This window comes from Streptomyces sp. NEAU-174 (genome assembly GCF_052665095.1).
Genome location: NZ_JBQTCE010000023.1, coordinates 1 through 23,383 on the forward strand (window position 1 = coordinate 1; position 23,383 = coordinate 23,383).

A 23,383-nucleotide genomic window follows, 5' to 3' on the forward strand; every position below is an offset into this window, starting at 1 on the left:
TCCAGGTCGGGTCGGTGGCCGTGGGCGGGGACGCGCCGATCTCGGTGCAGTCGATGACGACGACGGTGACGGCGGACATCGGTGCGACGTTGCAGCAGATCGCGGAGTTGACGGCGTCGGGGTGCCAGATCGTGCGGGTGGCGTGTCCGTCGCAGGATGACGCGGACGCGTTGCCGGTGATCGCGAAGAAGTCGCAGATTCCGGTGATCGCCGATATTCACTTCCAGCCGAAGTATGTGTTCGCGGCGATTGATGCCGGGTGTGCGGCGGTGCGGGTGAATCCGGGGAACATCCGGCAGTTCGACGACAAGGTCAAGGAGATCGCGAAGGCGGCGTCGGACGCGGGTGTGCCGATTCGTATCGGGGTGAACGCGGGGTCGCTGGACAAGCGGTTGCTGGAGAAGTACGGCAAGGCCACGCCGGAGGCGTTGGTGGAGTCGGCGTTGTGGGAGTGCTCGCTGTTCGAGGAGCACGGGTTCCGGGACATCAAGATCTCGGTGAAGCACAACGATCCGGTGGTGATGGTCAATGCCTACCGTCAGCTGGCGGCTCAGTGTGACTATCCGCTGCACTTGGGTGTGACGGAGGCGGGTCCGGCGTTCCAGGGGACGATCAAGTCGGCGGTGGCGTTCGGTGCGCTGCTGAGCGAGGGGATCGGGGACACGATCCGGGTGTCGCTGTCGGCGCCTCCGGCGGAGGAGGTCAAGGTCGGCATCCAGATCCTGGAGTCGCTGAATCTGCGGCAGCGGCGGCTGGAGATCGTCTCGTGTCCGTCGTGTGGTCGGGCGCAGGTGGATGTGTACAAGCTCGCGGATGAGGTGACGGCCGGTCTGGAGGGCATGGAGGTCCCGCTGCGGGTGGCGGTCATGGGGTGTGTGGTGAACGGTCCGGGTGAGGCCCGGGAGGCGGATCTGGGGGTGGCGTCAGGCAATGGCAAGGGGCAGATCTTCGTCAAGGGTGAGGTCATCAAGACCGTGCCGGAGTCGAAGATCGTGGAGACCCTGATCGACGAGGCCATGAACATCGCGCGGCGCATGGAGGACGAGGGGGTCCCGTCGGGTACCCCGGACGTCACCGTGAGCTGATACACCGAGGAGGGGAACCGACCGTGCCATTGCTGGAGAACATCCGGGGCCCGCACGACCTCAAGGCGCTGACCGGTGAGGAACTGGCCGCGCTCGCCCAGGAGATCAGGGAGTTCCTGATCGAGGCGGTGGCCAGGACCGGGGGCCATCTGGGGCCGAACCTCGGCGTGGTCGAGCTGTCCATAGCCCTGCACCGCGTCTTCGACTCGCCCGCCGACCGCATCCTGTGGGACACCGGCCACCAGTCCTACGTCCACAAACTGCTCACCGGCCGCCAGGACTTCTCCAAGCTCCGCCACAAGGGCGGGCTGTCCGGCTATCCGTCACGGGCCGAGTCCGAGCACGACATCATCGAGAACAGCCATGCCTCCACCGTGCTGGGCTGGGCCGACGGCCTGGCCAAGGCCAATGAGGTGCACGGCAGCACCGACCATGTGGTGGCCGTCATCGGGGACGGGGCGCTGACCGGCGGGATGGCCTGGGAGGCGCTCAACAACATCGCCGCCGCCCGGGACCGGCCGCTGGTCATCGTCGTCAACGACAACGAGCGCTCCTACTCGCCGACCATCGGCGGGCTCGCCAACCACCTGGCCACCCTGCGCACCACCGACGGCTACGAGCGCTTCCTGGCCTGGGGCAAGGACGTGCTCCAGCGCACCCCCGTGGTCGGCCAGCCGCTGTACGGGTCGCTGCACGGCGCCAAGAAGGGGTTCAAGGACGCCTTCGCGCCGCAGGGCATGTTCGAGGACCTGGGGCTGAAGTACGTCGGCCCCATCGACGGCCATGACACCGAGGCGGTCGAGTCGGCCCTGCGCCGCGCCAAGCGGTTCCACGGCCCGGTCCTCGTCCACTGCCTGACCGAGAAGGGGCGGGGCTACCCGCCCGCGCTGGAGGACGAGGCGGACCACTTCCACACCGTGGCCGCGATGGACCCGCTCACCTGCGCGCCGCTGACCCCCTCCGGCGGTCGCTCATGGACCTCGGTGTTCGGCGAGGAGATGGTGCGGATCGGCGCCGAGCGGCCCGATGTGGTCGCCCTCACCGCCGCGATGCTGCACCCCGTGGGGCTCGCCGGCTTCGCCGAGGCGTACCCCGAGCGGGTGTGGGACGTGGGCATCGCCGAGCAGCACGCGGCGGTCTCGGCGGCCGGGCTCGCCACCGGCGGACTCCACCCGGTCCTCGCCGTCTACGCCACCTTCCTCAACCGCGCCTTCGACCAGCTGCTGATGGATGTCGCCCTGCACCGGTGCGGCGTGACGTTCGTCCTGGACCGGGCCGGTGTCACCGGCACCGACGGGCCGAGCCACAACGGCATGTGGGACATGTCCGTCCTCCAGGTGGTGCCGGGGCTGCGGATCGCCGCCCCGCGCGACGCCGACCAGCTCCGCGCCCAGCTGCGCGAGGCGATCGACGTGGACGACGCGCCGACCGTCATCCGCTTCCCCAAGGAGTCGGTGGGGGAGCCGATTCCGGCGATCGACCGGGTGGGCGGGATGGACGTCCTGCGCCGGGGCGAGGACGTCCTCCTCGTGGCGGCCGGGGTCATGGCGCCCGTCGCGCTGCGCGCCGCCGAGCTGCTGGACGGGCGGGGCATCGGCTGCACGGTGGTGGATCCGCGCTGGGTCAAGCCCGTGGACCCCGAGCTGCCCGGGCTCGCGGCGCGCCACCGGCTGGTGGCGGTCGTGGAGGACAATGTGCGCACCGGCGGGGTGGGCGCGGCGGTCGCCCAGACGCTGCGGGACGCCGAAGTCGACCTGCCGGTGCGGACGTTCGGCATCCCCGAGGCGTTCCTGGCCCATGCCAAGCGCGGTGAGGTGCTCGCCGACATCGGGCTCACCCCGGCCGAGATCGCGGGCCGGATCGGGGCGGCCCTGACCCGTACCGCCGCCGAAGCCCGTACCGCCGCCGAGGAGAGCCAGGCATGACAGCAGCCGAGAAGCAGCAGCGGCGTTCGGGCTTCGACCTCGGCAAGCTGCTGGCCGAGCGCGCCTCGGAGCGGTACGACCTGCACACCCGGCACCTCAACCACCAGCTGCCCCGGATGCTGCGCACCATCGGGTTCGACAAGGTCTACGAGCGGGCCGAGGGCGCGTACTTCTGGGACGACGAGGGCCAGGACTACCTCGATATGCTCGCCGGCTTCGGGGTGATGGGCCTGGGCCGCCACCACCCCGTGGTCCGCAAGGCGCTGCACGACGTCCTGGACGCCGACCTGGCCGATCTGACCCGCTTCGACTGCCAGCCGCTGCCCGGTCTGCTGGCCGAGCGGCTGCTGACCCACGCCCCCCATCTGGACCGGGTCTTCTTCGGCAACAGTGGCACCGAGGCCGTCGAGACGGCCCTGAAGTTCGCCCGCTACGCCACCCGCAAGCCGCGCGTCCTGTACTGCGCCCACGCCTTCCACGGGCTGACCACCGGCGCGCTGTCGGTCAACGGCGAGGACGGCTTCCGCAAGGGGTTCGCCCCGCTGCTGCCCGACACCCCGATCGAGCTGGGCGACCTCGACGCGCTGGAGCGGGAGCTGGCGCGCGGGGACGTGGCGGGGTTCGTGGTGGAGCCCATCCAGGGCAAGGGGGTGCACGAGGCCCCGCCCGGCTTCCTGCGCGCCGCGCAGGAGCTGCTCCACCGCCACAAGGCCCTGCTCATCGCGGACGAGGTGCAGACCGGCCTCGGCCGCACCGGGGACTTCTTCGCCTACAGCCACGAGGACGGCGTCGAACCGGATCTGGTGTGCGTGGCCAAGGCACTCTCCGGCGGCTATGTGCCGGTCGGCGCGACCCTCGGCAAGGACTGGATCTTCAAGAGGGTCTATTCGTCGATGGACCGGGTGCTGGTGCACTCGGCCAGCTTCGGCGCCAACGCCCAGGCCATGGCGGCCGGGCTCGCCGTCCTCGCCGTCATGGAGGACGAGGATGTCGTGGCCAACGCCCGCCGCACCGGCGAGCTGCTGCGCGACCGCCTCGCCGCCCTGGTGGACCGCTACGAGCTGCTGCACGACGTCCGCGGCCGGGGGTTGATGATCGGCATCGAGTTCGGCAGACCCAGCTCACTGGGGCTGCGCGGCCGGTGGGCGATGCTCCAGGCGGCGCGCAAGGGGCTGTTCGCGCAGATGGTCGTCGTCCCGCTGCTGCGGCGCCATCGCATCCTCACCCAGGTGTCCGGCGACCACCTGGAGGTCATTAAGCTGATCCCGCCGCTGATCATCGGCGAGCGGGAAGTGGACCGTTTCGTCGAGGCGTTCACAGCGGTCATGGACGACGCACACGACGGCGGCGGTCTGATCTGGGACTTCGGCCGGACGCTCGTGAAACAGGCGGTGGCCAACCGCTGACCGATGGGGGACCCCGGATGATCGACGCGACCGCCGTAGAGGCCGTGAACACGATGACGGCGAGGTGGGCGCGGGCGGCCGTGGCGGACGAGGGCACGGCCTTCGCCGCCACCGGGGTCTGGCCGCTGCTCGCCCTGCTCGCGGGCGGTGCCGACGGCCCGGCCCGTCAGGAACTGGCGGGCGCGCTGGGCGTCGGCGCGGACGGCGCGGACGGCGCGACGGCGCTCGGCGGGCGGCTGCTCGGGGCGCTGGACGCCATGGACGGCGTCCACGCGGCCACCGGGCTGTGGACCCGTCAGGACCTGCCGATCCGGCCCGAGTGGGAGGCGGAGCTGCCCCCGGGCGTACGCTCCACGCTGACCGGGGACGCCGAGCGCGACCGCAAGGAGCTGGACGGCTGGGCGTCCCGGCGCACCCGGGGCGCGATCGCCGAGATGCCGGTGCCGCTCAGCCCCGACACCCGGCTGGTGCTGGCCGGGGCGCTCACGGTGGAGACGGCCTGGCTCCAGCCGTTCCAGCCGGGCTGGCTGAGGCCGACGAGCGGCCCGTGGCGGGACCGCTCGCTGGCCGGGCTCACCCGGTCCACGGACGACCTCGACGGGGTGCTGCGGGTCGTCCCCGACACCCCGGCCGGTCCGCTCACCCTGTCCGGGGTCGCGGGCGGCAACGGGCTCGATGTGCATCTGGTCCTCGGCGCCGAGGACGCCCCGGGCGGCGAGGTGCTGGAGGCCGGGATCGGCGCGGTGGCCGGGGGGTACGCGGGATGGCCCGGCTCGGCGCTGCCGCCGGGCGAGGCCGGGCCCGGGGTCCGGGTGATGGAGGTCCCGAGCTGGGACCCCACGCCCCGGGCGACGCTCACCACCCCGCAGTTCACCGTGACGGCGCGGCACGATCTGCTGCGCAGGGCCGAGCTGTTCGGGCTGCGTACCGCCCAGGACACCGCGCGCGGCCACTTTCCGGGGATCAGCCCCGCCGCGCTGGCGCTGTCCTCGGCGGAGCAGTCCATGACCGCCTCGTTCAGCGCCGAGGGCTTCCGGGCGGCGGCGGTGACCGCGTTCGCCTTGGCGCCCGGCTCGGCGCCGCCGCAGCGGACGGCGAAGCTGATCAGCGTGGCGTACGACCGCCCGTTCGGCTTCCTGGCCGTGCACCGCGCCACCGGTCTGGTGCTGACGGCGGGCTGGGTCACCGACCCGGAGCCCGGGGCCGACACCATGTGGTGAGCCCCGTGAGCCCCTCCTCGCGATATGCGGCTCCGCCGCGTGGCAGGGGCTCCGCCCCTGGCCCCCGGCGGGTCTGGGGCGGAGCCCCGCCTTCCAGCCCCTCCGGCGTTTGAGGAGCGGGGTCTGGGGCGGAGCCCCAGTTGTGGGAAGGGGCGGGGAGGGGAGCAGCCCGCCGCAGGCGGCAAGCTCCGTCGACACCCCCTAGCCCGTGAAGCGCGTCAACCGGTGAGCAGGCGTTCCCGGAGCCGGTCGCGCTGGTCGGGGGAGAGGCCGAGCCCCTCGGCGAGATAGCGCTCGGTGCCGCCCCAGGTCTCCTCGATGGTCGTGAACGCCGCCGCCAGATATTCGGCGCGCGCGTCGAACAGCGGCAGCAGCAGCGCCATGACCTCGGGCGACATGGGGTCGGAGCCGTCCCCCGGAGCGCCCTTGCGCCAGATCTTGTAGCGCCGGTGGGCGGCGGCCGACTGGAGGTAGTCGGCCTCGATGGCCTCCTGGTCGACGCCGAGCGCCAGCAGGGTCACCGCGATGGACAGCCCGGCCCGGTCCTTGCCCGCCGAACAGTGCATCAGCACCGGTGAGCTGTCCTCGGCCATGTCGCGGAGGATCCGGCCGTGCTCGACGAGCCGGGTGGTGATGATGGAGCGATAGGAGCCGATCATGCGCTTCTCGGCCCGGCCCTCGGAGAGCAGCTCGCGCAGGGTCTTCAGATCGCCCTCGCGCACCATCCTCCAGAACCCGGCGCCGTCGGCCGGGTCGGACAGCGGCAGATTGACGTTGCGGACCCCGCGGAGCGTGACGTCCGGGCCCTCCAGCTTGATGTCGGCGGCGTTGCGGAAGTCGAAGACGGTGTGCAGGCCGAGCGAGTCGAGGTAGGCCGTGTCCGCCTCGGTGGCATGCGCGAGATGGCCGCTGCGGAACAGCACTCCGGGCCGTACCCGGCGGCCGTCGGCAGCCGGCAGTCCACCGAGATCACGGAAATTGCGTACCCCCACCAATCGGCTTTCGGCCTGGGGGACCTGCGGCGACTGCGACTGCTGCGTCACGGGCTCTCCTTCACCATCGGCCGCCGACGCGGCTCGTCGACGAGGCGGGCTGAAGCTGACCATACGACATGCGTGCAGCGGGCAATCGGTCTCGCGGGGGTGCGGGCATTGCCGCACCGCCCGCCCTCCCCGATCATGTTGACACCTGTGGAGAATTGGGGAGTGCGATGATCGAAACCGGTGGAAGCGGTCGGCTCTGGGTGCTCTCGGGGCGGCACAGCAGCTATGCCCTGCACCTCACCGACCGTGATGAGCTGCTCCATCTCCACTGGGGACCGAGGATCGCGGCCGAGGACGCCGAGGCCCTCGCCGCCGAGCCCGGACCGCCGGACTGGCCGTTCGAATCACCGCTTGACGGGCGTGAGGAGTACCCCGTGGAGGGCGGCCCGCGCTTCGTCCGCCCCGCCCTGTCCGTGCACGCCGGGGGCGTACGCGGCACCGAGTGGCGCTTCGCCGGCGGTACCGTCCTCGACCCCGGCACCGGCGAGGAGCTGCGGCTGGGCTTCCACGATCCGCTGCACCACCTCGACATCACCCTCCACTACCGGATGCGGGACGACGGCGATGTCATCGAGCGCTGGACCACCCTCACCCACACCGGCACCGCCGGGGAGGAGCCGGTGGAGCTGCTGCGCGCCGACTCCGCCGCCTGGTCGCTCCCGGCGCGCGACCGCTGGCGGCTGTCCCATCTGCACGGCCGCTGGGCCGCCGAGAGCCGGCTCGCCCGCACCGAGCTCACCCCCGGCGAGAAGGTGATCGGCAGCCGCCGTGGCCACACGAGCCATCACCATCTGCCGTGGGTCGCCCTGGACGGCGGCGCGGCCACCGAGGAGAGCGGCGAGGTGCACAGCTGCGCGCTCGCCTGGTCCGGGGCCTGGCGGATCGCCGTCCAGCTGCTGAGCGACGGCGCGGTCCAGGCGGTCGGCGGGGTCGGCCACGACGACGCGGGCCAGCTGCTCCTCGCGCCCGGTGAATCCTTCACCACGCCCGTCTTCGCGGGGCTGTGGACCGACGGCGGCTTCGGGGCCGCGAGCCGCGCCTGGCACGCCTGGCAGCTCGCGCATGTGATCCCCGGCGCCGACCGGTCGCGGCCGGTGCTCTACAACTCCTGGGAGGCCACCGAGTTCGCGGTGGGCGAGGAGCAGCAGCGCTCGCTCGCGCGGCTGGCCGCCGACATGGGCGTCGAGCTGTTCGTCGTGGACGACGGCTGGTTCGGCGCGCGCACCAGCGACCGGGCCGGGCTCGGCGACTGGACGCCCAACCCGGACCGCTTTCCGCACGGGCTGAAGCCGCTCGCCGACGAGGTGCACGCGCTCGGGATGCGGTTCGGCATCTGGGTCGAGCCGGAGATGGTGAACCCCGACAGCGACCTCTACCGGGCCCACCCCGACTGGGTGCAGCACCACCCCGGCCGGGCCCGCACCGAGTTCCGCAACCAGCTCGTGCTCAACCTCGCCCGCCCCGAGGTGCGCGGGTATCTGTGGGAGCGGCTGGACACCCTGCTGAGCGGCGCGCCCATCGACTATGTGAAATGGGACTTCAACCGCTCCTTCACGGACCCCGGCTGGCCCGGCGACCCCTATCCGCGGCGGCTGTGGATCGACCACGTGCGCGGGCTGTACGAACTGCTGGAGCGGCTGCGCGCCGCCCACCCCGGGGTCGCCTTCGAGTCCTGCTCGGGCGGCGGCGGCCGGATCGACCTCGGCGTCCTGGGCCTGACCGACCAGGTGTGGACCTCGGACAACACCGATCCGCTGGACCGGCTGGCCATCCAGCACGGCTTCGGTCAGCTCCACCCGGCCCGGGTGATGGCCGCCTGGGTCACCGACAGCCCCAACGCCATGGGCAACGCCCGGGTCAGCTCGCTGCGCTTCCGCTTCGTCAGCGCGATGGCCGGGGTGCTGGGCGTCGGCGGCGATCTGACCCGCTGGAGCGAGGCCGAACTCGCCGAGGCCCGCGACTGGGTGGCGCTCTACAAGCGGGTGCGCCCGGTCGTCCAGCACGGTGAGCTCTACCGGCTGCGGCCGCCGGAGGGCGACGGGCTGAGCGCGGTGCAGTACGTCCGGGGCGAGGAGACCGTGGTGCTGGCCTGGCTCCAGGCGCAGCACCACGGCCGGGCACAGCTTCCGCTGCGGCTGCGCGGGCTCGACCCGGCGGCCACGTACCGGGACCTGGAGACGGGGGAGGTGCACCGGGGAGCGGTGCTCGCCCACCGGGGTTTGCGCACCGGGCTGAGCGGCGACCTGGACGCCGCCGTATTCCACCTACGCCAAAACTGACCGGGTGGGATAGATCACCCCACGTCAAGCCCTGGTTACGGTGGCGTAAGTCACGCCATCGGGTGAATGATGTCCCGACGTGGCAGACGATAAGGAGAGATTCAGCAACGGTTCCATCGGGTCGTTCGCGGCCGTCGGCGACAGCTTCACCGAGGGCGTCGGCGACCCCGGTCCTGACGGGGTGTTCGTCGGCTGGGCCGACCGGCTCGCCGTCCTGCTGTCCGACCAACGACCCCACGACGATTTCCGCTACGCCAATCTGGCCGTACGCGGTCGACTCCTTGACCAGATAGTGGCCGAGCAGGTGGCCCGCGCCATTGAACTCGGCCCCGATCTGGTCACCTTCTGCGCGGGTGGCAATGACATCCTGCGCCCCGGCAGCGACCCCGACGATGTGGCCGAGCGCTATGAGGCCGCCGTCGCCGACCTCCGGGCGCGGGTGGGCACGGTGCTGCTGTGCACGGGCTTCGACACCAGAGGGGTGCCGGTGCTGCGCCATCTGCGGGGCAAGATCGCCACGTATACGGCGCATGTGCGGGCGATCGCCGACCGCCACGGCTGTCCGGTGCTCGACCTGTGGTCGCTGCGCTCGGTGCAGGACCGCCGGGCCTGGGACGCCGACCGGCTGCATCTGTCGCCGGACGGTCACACCCGGGTCGCGCTGAGGGCCGGTCAGGTGCTCGGCCTCGACGTCCCCGCCGACCCCGATCAGCCCTGGCCCCCGGAGGGGCAGCGCACCGCGGCCGAGGTGCGCCGGGACAACATCCACTGGGCGCGCGAATATCTGGTGCCCTGGATCGGCCGACGGCTGCGCGGAGAGTCGTCGGGTGACCATGTGGAGCCCAAGCGGCCCGATCTGCTGCCGCTGCGGCCCTGAGGGTCTGAACGATCCGTGACCCGAAGCGGTCCCGGAGGAATAGGGGCAGACCCCCGTTGGCGCCCCGAGGCTGACCGCCCGGTGCGCTGTCGCTGCCCCTATTCCCTCGGCACCGCTCGTCCGTCGTGTCGTCGCCGCAGGGCCGCCGCTATATCGCCAGGTAGGCCCAGACGGCGCGGCCCGCGCCGCCCTGGTTCGGCCTGACCCCCCAGGCCTCGGACATGGCCTCCACCAGCATCAGCCCGCGGCCGCCCTCCTGGTCCGCGGTCACCGACCGGGCCTCGGGCACCGTGCGCGCACAGCCCTGGTCAGCCACCTCCAGCCGCAGCCGGGTGCCTATGAGCTGGAGTGAGCAGCGAACGTCCTCGCTGGAGGTGTGGCGCACCGCGTTGGTGAAGAGCTCGGAGACGATCAACTCCGCGCTGTCCCGGGTGTCCTGGTCGATGCCCCATGAGCCCAGCCGCCGGACGACATGCCTTCTCGCCTCGGCGACGGACGTGCTCAGCGCCGGCAGACGAAACACGTCGTGGCGGGGCGGAGCGACCACGGTGCCGCCGCGCCCTAACCGGAGAGCCTCATAGGAAGGAGCCACGCCGACACTATGCTCTGTCACACTCGCGTATGGCAAGGTTCAATCTGTAAATTACAGAATCGCAAGCGCAGGCTGTTCGGAATGCTGAGCCCATGCCAGACTGCTGTGTCGTGAAGGTACTTGGAGGGGGACGGTAGTGGCGGATGCGCGGGCGGGCGGAGCCCCGACCGTCCTGCGAGTCGTGCTCGGAAAACGGCTCCAGGACCTTCGGGAGAAGGCCGGGCTGTCATTCGAACAGGCCGGGCGCGCCCTGGACGTCACCCATGCCACGATCCGGCGGATGGAGAAGGCCGAGGTCGGCCTGAAGCTCCCGTACGTCGAGAAGCTGCTGCGGACGTACGGCGTCACCGACCCCGAGGAGGTCGAGGGGTTCCTCTCCCTCGCGCGCGAGGCCAACAAGGCCGGCTGGTGGCACCGGTTCCGCGACGTCCTGCCGGAGTGGTTCAACACCTTCGTCAGCCTGGAGGTCGAGGCCAATCTGATCCGGGCCTACGAGCCGCACTACATCCCAGGGTTGCTCCAGACCGAGGACTACGCCCGCGCGGTGCTCCGCGCGGGCATGCCGCATGCGCCCGAATCGGAGATCGAGCGCAACGTGGCCCTCCGCATGGAGCGCCAGGCGCTGCTCACCCGGGACAACCCGCCGATGCTGTGGGTGGTCATGGACGAGACGGTGGTGCGCCGCCCCATCGGCGGCGCCGAGACCATGCGGGCCCAGATCGCGAGGCTCATCGAGGAGGCCGAGGCGCCTCATATCCGCTTGCAGGTCATGCCGTTCGACGCCGGTCCGCACCCGGCGATGTACGGCCCCTTCCATATCTTCCGGTTCCCGATCCCGGAGCTCCCCGATATCGCGTACACGGAGACGCTCGTCAGCGGCTCCTACTTCGACCAGCGTGATGATGTATCGGCGTTCCTGGAGGCCCTGGACCGGATGTGCGCGCAGGCCGCGCCTGCACAGACGACTCAGGCGATTCTGAGTCGCATTCGCAAGGAGATCTGAACGATGGATCGCATATGCGGGAGCCGCGTCTACAGCGGCATGCCGGCAAGGGAACTCGGCAACGAGGGCTGGCACAAGCCGTGGAGCGGTGGCAACGGGGGAAGCTGCGTCGAGGCCATGAGACTGACGGACGGACGGGTGGCGCTGCGCCAGTCGACCGACCCGGACGGACCGGCCCTGATCTACACGCATCTGGAGATGAAACGCTTCATCCAGAGCGCGAAGGCCGGGGAGGCGGACTTTCTGTTTCTGTGACGTCCGGTGAACACGTCGTACGCGGTACGACCCGTCGGAGAGACTGCCCAGTTCCGTAGGGATGAAACGGCGGCGGCGCACCGTGCCGTCGCCGTCCACCGAGATCACCGAGGCGCCGGTCGGGCATGGCAGACCGGCGCTTCGGTTCGGATGGGCGCTGAACTCATCGGTCATGCCCGACGGGTTCGACGGAGAGGTGGCAGACGTGGGTGACGCGGCGGGGCGGGCGTGTCAGCGCCTCACCTCAGCGTCGTGACCATCGACCGGCCCCCGGAAGGTGGACGCCGACACCTACCGCCCCGAGCGCGAGACCTGATCCCGCGCTCGGCCCCGGGCCGCGAGCGAGGGCCGGTTCCCGGATCCCTACTCGGTCCCCACGCCGGCCAGGATCTTCGCCGCGCCTTCGGGTGCCTCCACCTGGAAGTGGTGGGTGCCCAGGTCGACGAGCACGATGTCGAAGCGGTCCCCGTAGCGGTCGATCGCTTCACGCGTCACCAGGTCACGTATCGCGAACACGGTGATCGGCTGCTTGGTCTCGCGCAGCGCCGCGTCCATGTCCCAACGCACCAGACCCTCGATGGAACGCAGACCCGCGGGCTGCCGCACCGCGACCATCTTCTCGAAGTACGCATCCTTGAGAGCCGTGCTGGTCCCGGCCGGCGAACCTCCCTCGACGAGGCCCCGCACCGCTCCGGCGAAGTCCTCGCGGAACATGCGCAGCGTCGCGTCGGTCTGTTCGTCGCTCAGCGCCGGGAACAGGGACAGATAGTGCAGGGCGTCGAGTGCGACCACATGAGAGACCGTGGCAGGGAGCAGCCGGCCGACTTCGACGGCGACCGCCCCGCCGAGGGAGTGCCCGGCCACGACACATGTGTCCACCGACTCGGCTTCCAGCACTGCTGCCACGTCGCGGGCGAACTCCTCCATGGTCCAGACGTCCCGCGTCGACCGCGACTCGCCATGCTCGGCGAGGTCGATCGCGATAACGCGGTAGTCCTCGGGCAGATGGTCGGTCACCGCGTCGAAGTCGCCGCGGTCGCATGCCCAGCCGTGGATGAGAGCCAGAGTCGGCCCTCCGGCGGGACCGCCGGCCGTGTACCGGATCGTCGTGTGGTCCGATCGCCGCACCTCGAGGTTCTTCCTGGGCCTGCTTGTCGTCGTCACGGTGTCTCCTTGTTCCGCATTGTGTAATGCCGTATCGGTCAGTGGATGAAAACGGCGGTCGAGGGATCCTCTGCCGTTGGCCGGCCCCTCATCCGCACGGGGCCATGACGTCACGGCGCCGCGCCCGTACCCGGTTCAGGCGCAGGACGAGGACGGAGAAGGCGATCATCGCGATCGCCAGCGCGTAGCTCTCGGCGGCGGTCCTCAGTCCCAGGGTGGTGACGGCGATTCCCCCGAGTACGGCGGGCACGCTGTTTCCCAGATAGGCGATGACGTTCGCCAGCGCGAAGACCGCGCTGCGCTCGTGCGGCTCGGCGACCCGGGCGAAGGTGCCGAACGTCGCCAGCACCGACGCACCGAGGGCGAGGCCCGCGACGACGGTGCCGACGGCGGCAAGCCAGGTGAGGTCCTCCGCTATTCCGGCGAGTGATACCAGGGTGCCGAGCCCGAGCAGTGCGGACGAGGGCGTCAGCAGCGAGGACGCGGACCGGGAGCGGAGCAGGAAGACCGCGAGTGCGCCGGTGCCGGTCAGGAGCGTCACGACGACGCCGCCGACCAGATGACTGTGCAGCCCCAGCAACTTGGCCGCGACGGACGGGCCGAGCGAGAGGTACATCCCGGCCAGGGCCCAGCCCGCGATCATCGCCGGCACCACCGGGAGGATGTCCGCGCGCAGATGCGCGGGCATGGCGACCCGCGGACGCAGGGACGCGACGGCTCCCGGCCGACGGGGAGACGTCTCGGGCAGGAGGGCGACGGCCACCGCCGCCAGCACCATTCCGCCGAACAGCAGTGCGTAGACCAGCCGGGTCGGGGCGGGGCCGAACTCCACCAGCACACCGGAGCCGAGAGCGCCGAGAGTGAGCCCGGTCAGGGGGGACACCGAGGTGACGGTGCCCGCGCGGCCACGGGCGTGCGGCGGTTCGAGATCGACGAGGGTGGCGCTCAGGGTGGTCGTCGCCGCCCCGGTGGCGATGCCCTGTAGCACCCGGGCGGCGGCCAGGACGACCACGTTCCCGGCGGTGAGGAACAGCGTGAGCGCGACCATCTCCAGGCCGATCGCCGCGGCGAGCACCGGCCGGCGGCCGAGATGGTCCGACAGCGCTCCGACCACGAGCAGCGAGCCCAGCAGGCCGACCACATAGAGGGCGAATACGAGGGTCAGCACCCACGCCGTGAACTGCCATTGCCGCTGGTAGATCACATAGAGCGGGGATGGTGCGCTGGAGGCGGCCAGGAAGAGGACAAAGATGGCGGCCACGGAGCGGAATGCACCCTTCCGTGGCACGTGGTGCGGATCGCCGACGGGCGCTGCGGCGGTGGCGGCGGATTCAATGGGCATAAACGGCCTCGCAGTGAACTTTGCGTTAGTGGCCCCAAGGTACCACTAACGCACTGATCACTGCGATAAAAACGCAGCGATCAGTGCGATACTGGTGGCATGCCCGCTACGACTTCCCCCGTGCCCCGCACCGGCAGCCGGCCCGGCGGCCGCTCCGCCCGCATCCGCGCGGCCGTCCACCGGGCCGTCAAGGAACTGCTCACCGACGAGGCCGACGAACCGCTGACGATCCCGGTCGTGGCCACCCGGGCGGGCGTGCACGCCACCACGGTCTACCGCCGCTGGGGCTCCGTCGGCGACCTGCTCGCCGACGTCGCGACCAGTCGCTTCTCCGACGGCATCGTGGTGCCGGACACCGGAAGTCTCCGCGGTGACCTGGAACGCTATGCGTCCGACCTCGCCAAGGACCTCAACGACCCGGACACCCTCCCTCTGGTGCGCGCCACCATCGGTACGGCCGGGGAGCAGGGTGCCAGCGCGTGCACCGGGGAGCGTCAGCAGCAACTCCAGGCCATGCTCGACCGGGAACGTGCCCGGGGCAATTGGGCCCCGACCGTCGAACGCGCCACCGAGGCTCTGCTCGCCCCCCTCTACTACCGGGCCGTCTTCACCGACCAGGCCCCCACCGCCGAATGGGCGCGCACCCTGGTGTCACACCTGCTGCCGGACTGACGGAACCGGCGCCACCGGCCTCGGCGCCTTTCTTCCGGCATCCCGTGATGTCCGCTCTTCCGGTCATCCCGTGATGTCCGCCCTTTTGCTCATCCCCGCACAAAGGTTTGGTCTATACCTTGACTGGTATAGACCAAACCGCTTGAGTGTTCCTCGAAGTTCCAGGGCCCCCCACACGAAGGAGATCGGCCCCATGTGGAAGAGACGTGTGCTGGCGCCGCTCGCGGCGACCGCGGCGGTGTGCGCGAGCGTGCTTGTCATGCCCATGGCCTCGACGGCCTCGGCGGCGGGAACGACCGCCCAGGCGGCCTGCAACTACCCGAACTGGGTGGCCGGCAAGCCGTACGTCACCGGTGACATCGTCCGGTACACCGACGGCAAGTACTACCGCGCGGAGCACGACAACCCGGGCTATGACCCGGTGATCAGCACCTGGTACTGGGAGCCCTACAACTGCGGCGGCGAGGGCCAGAACCCGAGCGGCTTCGTGGTGAGCGAGGCGCAGTTCAACCAGATGTTCCCGAACCGGAACTCGTTCTACACCTACCAGGGCCTGACCGCCGCCCTGAGCGCCTACCCCGGCTTCGCCAACACCGGCAGCGACACCGTCAAGAAGCAGGAGGCGGCCGCCTTCCTGGCGAACGTCAACCACGAAACCGGCGGTCTGGTCCACATCGTGGAGCAGAACACCTCCAACTACCCGCACTACTGCGACTGGAACCAGCCCTACGGCTGCCCCGCGGGCCAGGCGGCGTACTACGGCCGCGGACCGATCCAGCTCAGCTGGAACTTCAACTACAAGGCCGCGGGCGACGCGCTCGGCATCGATCTGCTCGGCAACCCGTGGCTGGTGGAGCGGGACGCCGCGGTGTCCTGGAAGACCGCCCTGTGGTTCTGGAACACCCAGCGCGGGGCCGGTTCGATGACCCCGCACGACGCCATGGTCAACCAGCGCGGCTTCGGCGAGACCATCCGCGCGATCAACGGCAGCCTGGAGTGCAACGGCGGCAACCCCGGCCAGGTGCAGAGCCGAATAGACTCCTACCAGCGGTTCGTCCAGATACTCGGCACCACCCCCGGCTCCAACCTGAGCTGCTGACCGGCCGCCGCTGACCGGCCGTTGCTGATCGGTCGCCGCTGACCGGCGCCGAGCGGGCGTCCGGTCGGAAGCGAGGAAATTGAGGTGCGCCGCTCCGCCGCCACGCGCCAGCCTGGAGCACATGGCGTGGACGGTGACGTACGACCTCGAGGAGTTCCGGGCCGCGGCGGGTGGCTTCCTGCGCGCCCACCCGGCCCGGAACACCACTTTGCTCACGGTGGTCTCCTCCCTGACGGTGGCGGGCAGCGGCAGATACGGCGACGAGCCGCCGGTCTACGGCTGGTGGACCGGAGAGGGGAAGGGCCCGGCGGAGGGCGCGTTCCTGTGCACACCGCCGTACCCCCCGCTGCTCTCCGCCCTCTCCGGCGAGGCGGCCCGGGCCCTCGCCCGCACCCTCGTCCGGGACGGCGGGCTGAAGGTCACCGGAGTGAACGCGGGGCGCGAGACCGCCGAGACCTTCGCCACCGCCTGGGAGGACCTCACCGGTGCGGTGAGCACCGTCGAGCAGACCCACCGGCTCTATCGGCTCGACGCCCTCACTCCGCCCGATCCGGCCCCACCGGGGCGGCCCCGGACCGCCACCACCGCCGACCGGGACCTCCTGATCACCTGGTACGAGGGGTTCGCCCGCGAGACCGGCGCGCTGCGGGACGATGTCGCGGCGCAGGTGGACGACAAGCTCCGCCATGACGGGATCACGGTGTGGGAGCTCGACGGTCGGCCGGTGGCCTGTGCCGGGATCAGCCGTACGATCGCCGGCATGGCCCGGGTCTCCCTGGTCTACACCCCGCCCGAGCTGCGCGGACGCGGCTACGCGGGCGCCGCCACGGCCGCCGTGAGCGGGGCCGCGCGGGCCGCCGGGGTGCAGGAGGTCCTGCTCTTCACCGATCTCGACAACCCCACCAGCAACGCCCTCTATCAGCGTCTCGGCTATCGCCCGGTGGAGGACCACCTGCTGCTGTCGTTCATCGCGGCCGAGCGCACCGTCCCGGAACAAGGTCACCCCTCGTAAGAGTTGTGTCATTGCAGCCCAACGGCACCGCGCGTTGGAGTGCTCCCGCCCTCTCACCCTGGAGGCTTCGTGACCGGCTCACATCCGACACGTTCCCGGCTCACCGCCGCCCTGCGCCCCGCCGCCTTCGGAGCGGATCCCGGTGGGGAGCGGATGGAGCGCATCCGGCGGTCGCCGAACTTCGCGAACGGTGTGTTCGTCAACCCGGTGGGGGCCCGTACCGCCCCGTCGGGCTCGATGCTGAAGTTCGCGTCCACCTACTTCCGCAAGGAGGAGCGCGTCCGCCGGGCCCCGGCCGGGGCCGTGCCGGTGCACCCCACCACCGTCGCCGATCTGGCCACCCCGCCCGCCTCCGGGCTGCGGCTCACCTGGATGGGGCACTCCAGTGTGCTGGCGGAGATCGACGGGCGGCGGGTGCTGTTCGACCCCGTCTGGGGACAGCGCTGTTCGCCCTTCTCGATGGTGGGGCCCAAGCGGTTGCACCCGGTGCCGGTGCCGCTGCGGGAGCTGGGGCCGGTGGACGCGGTGGTCATCTCCCATGATCACTACGACCATCTGGACATGCCCACGATCCGGGCGCTGGTGCGGAGCCACGCGATGTTCGTCGTCCCGCTCGGGGTGGGGGCGCATCTGGAGCGCTGGGGCGTTCCGGCCGAGCGGATGACCGAGCTGGACTGGCACGAGTCCACCGAGGTCGCCGGGCTCACGTTCACCGCCACCCCCGCCCGCCACTTCTGCGGTCGCGGGCTGCGCAACACCCAGCACACTCTGTGGGCCTCCTGGGTGGTGGCGGGTTCCGGGCGCCGGATCTACCACAGCGGGGACACCGGCTACTTCCCCGGTTTCGCGGAGATCGGCGCGGCGCACGGGCCGTTCGATGCGACCATGATCCAGATCGGTGCCTACTCCGAGCACTGGCCGGACATCCACATGACCCCCGAGGAGGGCATGCGGGCCCATCTCGATCTCCAGGGCGGGGACCCGGTGCGGGGGATCATGCTGCCGATCCACTGGGGCACCTTCAACCTCGCCCCGCATCCGTGGGAGGAGCCCGCCGAGGGCACGGTGGCGGCGGCCAAGGAGGCCGGGGCTAACGTGGCCGTTCCGCGTCCCGGCCAGCCGTTCGAGCCGGAGCAGGGGCTGCCGCTGGAGCCGTGGTGGCGGGCGATCGCGGCACGGCCGGTGACGGAGGTGCCGGCCGCGGCCGAGGGCGCGGCCGAGCCGCCCGTTCCCGCCGGACCGTCCGGCGCCGGGGCTTCGGCCGGACCGTCCGGTGCCGGGGCCTCGGGGGCGACCGGAAAGCGCCCCGGGGCGACCGGCGGCGCGGACCCCGCGATGCCCATCCCCCAGCCGTAGCACGGGGGTTGGGGCCGCCTTCCGGGGCGGTACGACACGGGTTGCTTCTTTGTCGAATGGCGCTGAATGGCGTCCAAACCCTTGTGGTGGACACGACGCGCTCGCTTGAATGGTTAGGAAAGGTTCCTAACGGATCGCCTCAGGGGCCGGGGCTGCCCGGCGTGCCCTGGGGCGGCCGCGCGCACTTCCCCCACAGTCGACAAGGAACGGAGTCCCCATGTCCCCCATGTCCCCCGTGCACAGGAGGATCGGCCTCGCGGCCGTGGCCGTCACGGTGCCGGCCGCGCTCGTCTTCACCGGCGTCGGTGTCGGGCAGGCGTCCGACCACCTGCCGTCCTCGTCGGACGTGCGCCACACCCACTCGGCGCACAAGGCCGCGGCGGCGAGCGGCCTGGACGACCCGGCGAAGAAGGAGATCGCCATGAAGCTGGTCTCCAGCGCCGAGAACTCCTCGCTCGACTGGCGCGCCCAGTTCAAGTACATCGAGGACATAGGCGACGGCCGCGGCTACACCGCGGGCATCATCGGATTCTGCTCCGGCACCGGCGACATGCTGGAACTCGTCGAGTACTACACCCAGCAGAAGCCCGGCAACGTCCTGGCCAAGTACCTCCCCGCGCTGCGCGACGTCGACGGCACCGACTCCCACGACGGTCTCGACCCGAACTTCACCAAGGACTGGAAGAAGGCCGCCGCCGACAAGGCGTTCCAGGACGCCCAGGAGCACGAGCGCGACCGCGTCTACTTCAACCCGGCCGTCAAGCAGGGCAAGGACGACGGTGTGGGCGCGCTCGGCCAGTTCATCTACTACGACGCGATCGTGATGCACGGCCCCGGCAACAGCAAGTACAGCTTCGGCGGCATCCGTAAGACCGCCCTGTCCAAGGCCAAGTCCCCGGCGCAGGGCGGCAATGAGACCACCTACCTCAACGCGTTCCTCGACGCCCGTAAGGAGGCCATGAAGAGCGAGGAGGCGCACAGCGACACCAGCCGGGTCGACACCGAGCAGCGGAAGTTCCTCAACGAGAAGAACTTCGACCTGGCGCCCCCGTTGAAGTGGAAGGTCTACGGCGACCCGTACGAGATCAACTCCTGACCGCCGCGCCGGTCCCCGCTTGCTAAGCGGGACACTGTCCCATATCGTCAATCGGGACAGTGTCCCGTTTATTTGGTGTGGGGATGGAGTACGGCTATGTCGACATATCTGCTGGTGCACGGTGCCTGGCACAGCGGGCAGTGCTGGGAGCGGGTGGTCCCGCTGCTGACGGCGGCCGGGCATCGGGTGCTGGCGCCGACGCTGACCGGCTACGGCGACACGGCGCATCTGGCGGGCCCGGAGGTGGGGCTGGAGACGCACGTCGACGACATCGTCGGGCTGATCGCCGAGGAAGACCTCACCGATGTCGTGCTCGTCGGGCACAGCTATGCCGGGCTGGTCATCTCGTCCGCCGCCAACCGGGTCCCGGAGCGGATCGCGCAGCTGGTCTATCTCGATGCCATGGTCCCGGAGGACGGCGAGAGCGCGGTCGATGTCATGCCCTTCGCCCAGGCCATGATCGACCAGGCCCTGGCGTCCGAGAGCGGCTGGCGGATACCGCCCCTGGCCGGGATGGAGCCGTCCTCGGGTCTGTTCGGGGTCACCGAACCGGCGGATGTGGAGTGGCTGCGGTCGATGCTGTCGGATCAGCCGGTGCGCTGCCTCCAGCAGCCGGTCCGGCTGGACAACCCGGCCGTGAACGCGATCCCGCGGACGCATATCCACTGCGTCGCCGATGTGCCGGAGGGCATCACCCGGCGACCCGTCCCCGCGGTCCAGCCCAACGGCAGCCCGTCACAGGTGTGGGAACTGGCGACCGGTCACGACTGCATGATCACCATGCCGGGTGAACTCTCCGAACTGCTGCTCAAGCTCGGCTGAGCCGGTCCCTTCCCGGCTGCTCAGCCCGACGCCGCCTCCACCAGGGCGCGCATGACGCGTACGTCGTCGCCCGCCTCCGGATGCCACTGGACGCCCAGCACGAACGCCTCCGCGTCCGGCAGCTCCACCGCCTCCACCGTTCCGTCGTCCGTGGCGTGGGCCGAGGGGGTCAGTCCCTTGCCCAGGTGGGCCACGGACTGGTGGTGGAAGGTGGGGACGGACACCGGCTCGGGGAGGATCCCGGCGAGGAGGGTGCCCGGGACCGGTTTCACCTCGTGGTGGTCGAAGACGCCGGGCGGGCCCACGTGGCCGTCCAGGTGCTGGACGAGGGTGCCGCCCAGGAACACGTTCAGGAGCTGGTGGCCGCGGCAGATGCCCAGCAGGGGAGTGCCCGACGCCAGGGCCGCCTCGATCAGGGCCAGCTCCCAGGCGTCCCGCTCCCGCGCGGGCGGCCCGGTGCGCGGCTCCACCTCGGCCCCGTACCGCACCGGTTCCACATCCGGGCCGCCGGAGATGACGAGCCCGTCGAGGCGGGAGACGACGGACGCGGCGGCGGCCGGGTCCTCGTCCGGCGGCAGCATCGCCGCCAGGCCGCCCGCGCGCTGGATGAGCAGGTGGTAGCCCGAGGGCAGCAGCGCGGCGGGGAGGTTCCACACGCCCCAGCTCGCCGAGGATTCGAGATAGGTGCTGACGCCGATCAGGGGCTTGGACACCGGGGACTCCGATCTTCGTGGATCTGCTGGGTCGGGGGAATGGTCTCAGTCGCGGGACAGTTCCGCCTCCGCCTCCGCCAGCGCCGCGAACTCCTCCTCCGGCGCCGCCGCGACCAGGCGGTGGCGGCTGTAGAAGGCGAAGTAGGCCAGCGCCACCGCGTAGACACCGAGCGCGATGAAGGCCGCGTCCTTGTCCACCAGGAAGGTGGCCACCAGCGCCGAGCAGGCCAGGACGAAGGCGAGGGACGACGTCACCGTGCCGCCGGGGGTGCGGTAGGGACGCTCCAGACCCGGTTCACGGCGGCGCAGGACGATATGGGAGAGCGACATCAGGGCGTACGAAATGGTGGCGCCGAAGACCGCGGTGTTGAGCATCCGGGCGCCGTCGCCGGTCCACGCAGCCAGGGCGAAGCCGATGGCGCCCGGGACCAGCAGCCCGAGGAAGGGGGCCTTGCGGCTGCTGGTCAGCGAGAGGAAGCGGGGCAGATAGCCCGCCCGGGAGAGCGCGAACAGCTGGCGCGAACCGGCGAAGATCAGCGAGAAGAAGGAGGCCACGAGCCCGGCGAGGCCCGCGTAGTTGACGATCCGGGACAGTACGGTGGCCTTGCCGTCCGGCTGGAGCGCCTCGACCAGCGGATTGCCCGCGTCCTGTACGGCGTTCGGGCCGCGCGCCCCCGTCGCCGCCAGGAAGGTGAGCAGGGCGAGGAGCAGCAGGATGCCCATGGACCAGGCCATGGCCTTCGGCAGCGTACGGGCCGGGTCCCGGGTCTCCTCGGCCGCCAGCGGCACCCCCTCGACCCCCAGGAAGAACCACATGCCGAAGGGGAACGCCGACCAGATGCCGAGCAGCCCGAACGGCAGCCAGGAGCTCGAGCCGAAGGAGGAGTGGTCCGCCGGGATGTCGTTGAGCGAGCCCGCGTCGAAGTCGGTGAGGGCGCCGAAGGCGAAGACCAGCAGCGCGGCGACGGCGATGGCGGTCACGACCAGGCTGAACCGCAGGGCCTCGCCCACGCCCCACAGATGGATGCCGATGAAGATGACGAAACACGCCAGATAGACCGGCCAGCCGGACTCCAGGCCGAAGAGCCCGAGCGACTCGACGTAGTCGCCGATGAAGATGGAGATGGCGGCGGGCGCCAGGACGTACTCGATGAGGATCGCCGTCCCCGTGAGGAAGCCGCCCCAGGGGCCGAGGGCGCGCCGGGCGAAGCCGTAGCCGCCGCCCGCGGTGGGGAGGATCGCGGCCAGCTCCGCCAGGGCGAACACCATGCACGCGTACATCAGGCCCATCAGCAGGGCGGCGATGGCGAGACCGCCGAAGCCGCCCTCCGCCAGGCCGAAGTTCCAGCCCGAGAAGTCGCCGGAGACGACATAGGCGACGCCGAGGCCGGTCAGCAGCAGCGGACCCGCGCTGCCGCGCCGCAGGGTGCGGCGCTCCAGATACGCGTCCTCGGGGGATGGCGCCGGGCCACCGCCCGGCGGGGCGCCGCCGCCGGAGGCGCCGGCGGATTCGGTGCGGGCGGATTCGGTACCGTCGGCCATGGGGGACACTCCTGCTCCACACGAGGGGGCGATGGCAAAGGTGTGGGGCCATACCTTTGCCTTCCGGTCGGCGATGCGCAAGACCTCTGCGTAAAACCGTGGTTAAGGACCCCCGGTACCGGCCGTCAGACCAGGAAGCCGCGCAGCAGCGCCGCCGTGCCCTCGCAGTGCTCCCGCATCACCTCGCGCGCCCCGTCCGCGTCCCCGTCCAGCACCGCCTCGACCAGCGCCCCGTGCTGGGCCTGGGAGTGCTCGAGGTTCTTCACCAGCAGCGGAATGCAGTCCAGCAGGTCGTTGACGGTCGCGCGGACGGCCGCGTACTGGGCGGCGAGCGACGGTGAGCCCGCCAGCTCCGCGAGCGTGAGGTGGAGCATCGTGTCCAGGCGGCGGTAGTCGGCCAGCGGGGCGTCCCGCGTCGCGTCCAGGGCCGCCCGCAGCCGCCGCGCCTGCCCCGCCGCCAGCCCGTGCGCGGCACACAGCCCCGCCGCGCCCACCTCCAGGACCTCGCGGAACCGCAGGGTGTCCTCGACGTCGACCGCCTCGACCCGGCGCCGCAGCTCGTCCTCGCCGCCGCCCTCGGCGGGCTCGGGCCTGGCCCGGACGAAGGTGCCGCCGTAGCGGCCGCGGCGGCTCTCCACCAGCCCCTGGTCCTGGAGCACCTTCAGCACCTCGCGCAGGGTCACCCGGCTGATCCGCAGCCGGTCGGCCAGCTCCCGCTCGGCCGGGAGCCGGCCGCCGTCGGGGACCAGCCCCAGCCGCAGCACCTGGAGTATCTGCTCCAGCGCCTCCTCGAAGCCGTTCCCCGCGCGCACCGGGCGCAGCACCGGCGCCAGCCGGTCGTCCGCCGCGCTCCCGCGCCCACTCCCGCTCTCGCTCATCG

Annotated in this window: 21 protein-coding genes and 1 pseudogene; 14 read left to right on the top strand and 8 right to left on the bottom strand. The window is 71.2% G+C overall.

Features of this window, described 5'->3' with window-relative positions; genetic code table 11:
- The 4 genes from ispG to ACT2CW_RS43610 all read left to right on the top strand — a co-directional run.
- Positions 1 to 1,085 (top strand): flavodoxin-dependent (E)-4-hydroxy-3-methylbut-2-enyl-diphosphate synthase (gene ispG / locus ACT2CW_RS43595; protein ID WP_445520617.1); only part of this gene is annotated, 1,085 nt, incomplete at its 5' end.
- Positions 1,086 to 1,108: 23 nt separating this feature from the next.
- Positions 1,109 to 3,010: a 1-deoxy-D-xylulose-5-phosphate synthase gene (dxs, locus tag ACT2CW_RS43600; RefSeq protein WP_445520618.1), complete on the top strand. Its 1,902-nt coding sequence runs from the start codon at positions 1,109 to 1,111 to the stop codon at positions 3,008 to 3,010.
- Complete coding sequence (locus tag ACT2CW_RS43605; RefSeq protein WP_445520619.1) at positions 3,007 to 4,416, top strand: aspartate aminotransferase family protein; 1,410 nt, start codon at positions 3,007 to 3,009, stop codon at positions 4,414 to 4,416. The genes dxs and ACT2CW_RS43605 overlap by 4 nt, the downstream gene beginning before the upstream one ends.
- Before the next feature lie 17 nt (positions 4,417 to 4,433).
- Complete coding sequence (locus ACT2CW_RS43610) at positions 4,434 to 5,636, top strand: serpin family protein (protein ID WP_445520620.1); 1,203 nt, start codon at positions 4,434 to 4,436, stop codon at positions 5,634 to 5,636.
- A 218-nt stretch (positions 5,637 to 5,854) separates the two neighbouring features.
- On the opposite strand, the gene ACT2CW_RS43615 is transcribed toward ACT2CW_RS43610, so the two are convergent.
- Positions 5,855 to 6,679, bottom strand: a complete 825-nt coding sequence (locus ACT2CW_RS43615; protein WP_445520621.1) for a tyrosine-protein phosphatase — start codon at positions 6,677 to 6,679, stop codon at positions 5,855 to 5,857.
- A gap of 167 nt (positions 6,680 to 6,846) precedes the next feature.
- Here ACT2CW_RS43615 and ACT2CW_RS43620 point away from each other — a divergent pair, with 167 nt between their 5' ends.
- Entirely contained in the window at positions 6,847 to 8,958 is a 2,112-nt protein-coding gene (locus ACT2CW_RS43620) for an alpha-galactosidase (RefSeq protein WP_445520622.1), read from the top strand.
- Between the two features lie 79 nt (positions 8,959 to 9,037).
- Entirely contained in the window at positions 9,038 to 9,835 is a 798-nt protein-coding gene (locus ACT2CW_RS43625) for an SGNH/GDSL hydrolase family protein (RefSeq protein ID WP_445520623.1), read from the top strand.
- Positions 9,836 to 9,983: 148 nt separating this feature from the next.
- Here ACT2CW_RS43625 and ACT2CW_RS43630 read toward each other — a convergent pair whose 3' ends face one another.
- A complete protein-coding gene (locus ACT2CW_RS43630) occupies positions 9,984 to 10,427 on the bottom strand; it encodes an ATP-binding protein (protein WP_256650927.1) in 444 nt (147 codons plus the stop codon).
- Positions 10,428 to 10,563: 136 nt separating this feature from the next.
- Between ACT2CW_RS43630 and ACT2CW_RS43635 the strand changes: the two genes are divergently transcribed.
- Both ACT2CW_RS43635 and ACT2CW_RS43640 read left to right on the top strand, forming a co-directional pair.
- Complete coding sequence (locus ACT2CW_RS43635) at positions 10,564 to 11,430, top strand: helix-turn-helix domain-containing protein (RefSeq protein ID WP_037961647.1); 867 nt, start codon at positions 10,564 to 10,566, stop codon at positions 11,428 to 11,430.
- Between the two features lie 3 nt (positions 11,431 to 11,433).
- A complete protein-coding gene (locus tag ACT2CW_RS43640; protein ID WP_164433100.1) occupies positions 11,434 to 11,685 on the top strand; it encodes a DUF397 domain-containing protein in 252 nt (83 codons plus the stop codon).
- 21 nt (positions 11,686 to 11,706) lie between these two features.
- On the opposite strand, the pseudogene ACT2CW_RS43645 reads toward ACT2CW_RS43640, so the two are convergent.
- The 3 genes and pseudogenes from ACT2CW_RS43645 to ACT2CW_RS43655 form a co-directional block, all read right to left on the bottom strand.
- A pseudogene (locus ACT2CW_RS43645) lies at positions 11,707 to 11,847 on the bottom strand (STM4011 family radical SAM protein); the annotation flags it as partial.
- A 201-nt stretch (positions 11,848 to 12,048) separates the two neighbouring features.
- Positions 12,049 to 12,849, bottom strand: a complete 801-nt coding sequence (locus tag ACT2CW_RS43650; protein WP_445520624.1) for an alpha/beta fold hydrolase — start codon at positions 12,847 to 12,849, stop codon at positions 12,049 to 12,051.
- Positions 12,850 to 12,937: 88 nt separating this feature from the next.
- A complete protein-coding gene (locus ACT2CW_RS43655) occupies positions 12,938 to 14,110 on the bottom strand; it encodes an MFS transporter (RefSeq protein WP_445520625.1) in 1,173 nt (390 codons plus the stop codon).
- A gap of 180 nt (positions 14,111 to 14,290) precedes the next feature.
- Here ACT2CW_RS43655 and ACT2CW_RS43660 point away from each other — a divergent pair, with 180 nt between their 5' ends.
- From ACT2CW_RS43660 to ACT2CW_RS43685, 6 genes are all read left to right on the top strand, one after another.
- Entirely contained in the window at positions 14,291 to 14,863 is a 573-nt protein-coding gene (locus tag ACT2CW_RS43660; RefSeq protein ID WP_138916679.1) for a TetR-like C-terminal domain-containing protein, read from the top strand.
- A gap of 193 nt (positions 14,864 to 15,056) precedes the next feature.
- Entirely contained in the window at positions 15,057 to 15,962 is a 906-nt protein-coding gene (locus ACT2CW_RS43665) for a glycoside hydrolase family 19 protein (RefSeq protein ID WP_138916678.1), read from the top strand.
- Positions 15,963 to 16,083: 121 nt separating this feature from the next.
- Complete coding sequence (locus ACT2CW_RS43670; protein ID WP_445520626.1) at positions 16,084 to 16,974, top strand: GNAT family N-acetyltransferase; 891 nt, start codon at positions 16,084 to 16,086, stop codon at positions 16,972 to 16,974.
- A gap of 69 nt (positions 16,975 to 17,043) precedes the next feature.
- Positions 17,044 to 18,330 (top strand): MBL fold metallo-hydrolase, encoded by a 1,287-nt coding sequence (locus tag ACT2CW_RS43675; protein WP_445520627.1) that lies wholly within the window; start codon positions 17,044 to 17,046, stop codon positions 18,328 to 18,330.
- 226 nt (positions 18,331 to 18,556) lie between these two features.
- Entirely contained in the window at positions 18,557 to 19,426 is an 870-nt protein-coding gene (locus tag ACT2CW_RS43680; RefSeq protein WP_138917500.1) for a chitosanase, read from the top strand.
- 96 nt (positions 19,427 to 19,522) lie between these two features.
- On the top strand, positions 19,523 to 20,248 hold the full coding sequence (locus ACT2CW_RS43685) for an alpha/beta fold hydrolase (RefSeq protein ID WP_445520628.1): 726 nt from the start codon (positions 19,523 to 19,525) through the stop codon (positions 20,246 to 20,248).
- A gap of 20 nt (positions 20,249 to 20,268) precedes the next feature.
- Here the strand turns inward: ACT2CW_RS43685 and ACT2CW_RS43690 are convergent, their stop codons facing one another.
- The 3 genes from ACT2CW_RS43690 to ACT2CW_RS43700 all read right to left on the bottom strand — a co-directional run bounded on the left by ACT2CW_RS43690 (position 20,269) and on the right by ACT2CW_RS43700 (position 23,381).
- Entirely contained in the window at positions 20,269 to 20,961 is a 693-nt protein-coding gene (locus ACT2CW_RS43690; protein ID WP_445520629.1) for a gamma-glutamyl-gamma-aminobutyrate hydrolase family protein, read from the bottom strand.
- 45 nt (positions 20,962 to 21,006) lie between these two features.
- Complete coding sequence (gene eat / locus ACT2CW_RS43695; RefSeq protein ID WP_164433088.1) at positions 21,007 to 22,503, bottom strand: ethanolamine permease; 1,497 nt, start codon at positions 22,501 to 22,503, stop codon at positions 21,007 to 21,009.
- Positions 22,504 to 22,628: 125 nt separating this feature from the next.
- A complete protein-coding gene (locus ACT2CW_RS43700) occupies positions 22,629 to 23,381 on the bottom strand; it encodes a FadR/GntR family transcriptional regulator (RefSeq protein ID WP_037961614.1) in 753 nt (250 codons plus the stop codon).
- Positions 23,382 to 23,383: the final 2 nt, after the last annotated feature.

What these genes read in the sequence shown, in the direction of transcription:
- ACT2CW_RS43660 (WP_138916679.1), top strand. Translation starts at nt 14,291, where the DNA reads ATGCCCGCTACGACTTCCCCCGTGCCCCGCACCGGCAGCCGGCCCGGC.
- ACT2CW_RS43620 (WP_445520622.1), top strand. Translation starts at nt 6,847, where the DNA reads ATGATCGAAACCGGTGGAAGCGGTCGGCTCTGGGTGCTCTCGGGGCGG.
- ACT2CW_RS43700 (WP_037961614.1), bottom strand. Translation starts at nt 23,381, where the DNA reads ATGAGCGAGAGCGGGAGTGGGCGCGGGAGCGCGGCGGACGACCGGCTG.
- ACT2CW_RS43665 (WP_138916678.1), top strand. Translation starts at nt 15,057, where the DNA reads ATGTGGAAGAGACGTGTGCTGGCGCCGCTCGCGGCGACCGCGGCGGTG.
- ACT2CW_RS43640 (WP_164433100.1), top strand. Translation starts at nt 11,434, where the DNA reads ATGGATCGCATATGCGGGAGCCGCGTCTACAGCGGCATGCCGGCAAGG.
- ACT2CW_RS43610 (WP_445520620.1), top strand. Translation starts at nt 4,434, where the DNA reads ATGATCGACGCGACCGCCGTAGAGGCCGTGAACACGATGACGGCGAGG.
- ACT2CW_RS43670 (WP_445520626.1), top strand. Translation starts at nt 16,084, where the DNA reads ATGGCGTGGACGGTGACGTACGACCTCGAGGAGTTCCGGGCCGCGGCG.
- ACT2CW_RS43685 (WP_445520628.1), top strand. Translation starts at nt 19,523, where the DNA reads ATGTCGACATATCTGCTGGTGCACGGTGCCTGGCACAGCGGGCAGTGC.
- ACT2CW_RS43680 (WP_138917500.1), top strand. Translation starts at nt 18,557, where the DNA reads ATGTCCCCCGTGCACAGGAGGATCGGCCTCGCGGCCGTGGCCGTCACG.
- ACT2CW_RS43605 (WP_445520619.1), top strand. Translation starts at nt 3,007, where the DNA reads ATGACAGCAGCCGAGAAGCAGCAGCGGCGTTCGGGCTTCGACCTCGGC.
- eat (WP_164433088.1), bottom strand. Translation starts at nt 22,503, where the DNA reads ATGGCCGACGGTACCGAATCCGCCCGCACCGAATCCGCCGGCGCCTCC.